The 1277-nt window shown below is 42.8% G+C and carries 1 protein-coding gene; it reads right to left on the bottom strand.

All coding sequences use genetic code 11. The features are described from left to right. The coding region (locus Q0590_RS37295; protein ID WP_302042778.1) for a winged helix DNA-binding domain-containing protein at positions 1–965 on the bottom strand (965 nt) is incomplete at its 3' end. Positions 966–1277: the final 312 nt, after the last annotated feature.

Raw genomic sequence — 1277 nt, 5'->3', positions numbered from 1 at the left:
TTTTTTTGTTTATGTGTAGAAAGTTTCCAAAGTCCTAGCACTTCTCCATTCACCACGATAACAGGTTTGAAAATGCCATTAGCGGTAATAGTCGTTTTCCTATAGGTTGGCGAAAGACAAGCCGTCCTGTCTTTGTAGCTGACCATAAATTCATCGAAGGCAGGAAGCAGGTGTAGACACGAGAGGTTTCCATTTTGATCTGCTGATCCATCTGGAAACCAGTAGGTTTGTCCATCCACTGATTCGGACAGAAGAGTTGCTTGTACCAACTGAAGCCCTAGTCTGGCATCTCCCTTAGGGAGACCGCTCCACCAGGCAAAGTCCTGTAAGGTTGCAGGCCCATGGCTGCTAAAATAGCGGCTGGCAAGCCTGGCTAAGGCTTCTTCTCTGGTAAGGGTGTTGATAGATGCAGGTGCTCTTTCCTCTAGTAAAGCATAGGTAAAATGTCTATCCCTCATTGCTCCATTACAAATAATGCCTTCTATTTCTGCTTGAAACAGAATATGGGCAGCCCTGAGTGAATTCGTACCAATACCTGCTGCATGTATGGCCGTAACAAGTTCTTGCCGGGTAAGCTGTTTGCCACCTTCTAACAGCTTTATAAGTAGATGATTGATTTTACTAAATACCTTCTCATCTAGCTCCAGTTTGCGGTTCATTGTTGCCGTTGCCTTCTTCAGTTGTGGAGCAGACAGCTCAAGCATCCACCGGATATCTTCTTTTGCTACAAAATGCCAGGTAGGGCGCAGGAGATGAGTTCTGAAAATATCGCCCTGCTTAATTGCCGTCTCAATTGACTGATTAGTTCCCTCAGACAAGCGGCAGCCAATAGCCCACTTAGCCATCATATAGTCCTGAGCTTGAACAGCCCCTAACCAACTGACTACTTGTTTTGCTGAACTACATTGGTGTTGGATAATTCGTTGATTTATGAGCCGTAATTGCGCAATCGTTGTTTTTACCATATGCTAATGTCAGTTTGTGAGCTGTGATTAATTAGTGAATATTGGGTTTTACTAACTTAAGCTTTCTTATTGCAGCTCTTTGGAAGGCTCAATCAAATTTATTTATTCCATTTTTCTGGAAACTAAGTCAGATAGGTCCATAAGAGTTATCGCTACATTAGAAAACTTTTACAAAATACTATATGCCAGTGTCAACCCTATGTCAACAGGCAGGAGCTACCATCTGGGGGTTTCCAAAAAAGTGTGTGCGGTCTTAAAAAAGTCACCATTTTTTAGGACCAAACACACTTTTGATGATTTCACTCAAAGGGG

The sequence above is a fragment of the Rhodocytophaga aerolata genome, from assembly GCF_030503435.1.
GTDB classification, from domain to species: Bacteria; Bacteroidota; Bacteroidia; order Cytophagales; family 172606-1; genus Rhodocytophaga; species Rhodocytophaga aerolata.
This window is presented reverse-complemented; position numbering and strand designations above follow the sequence as displayed.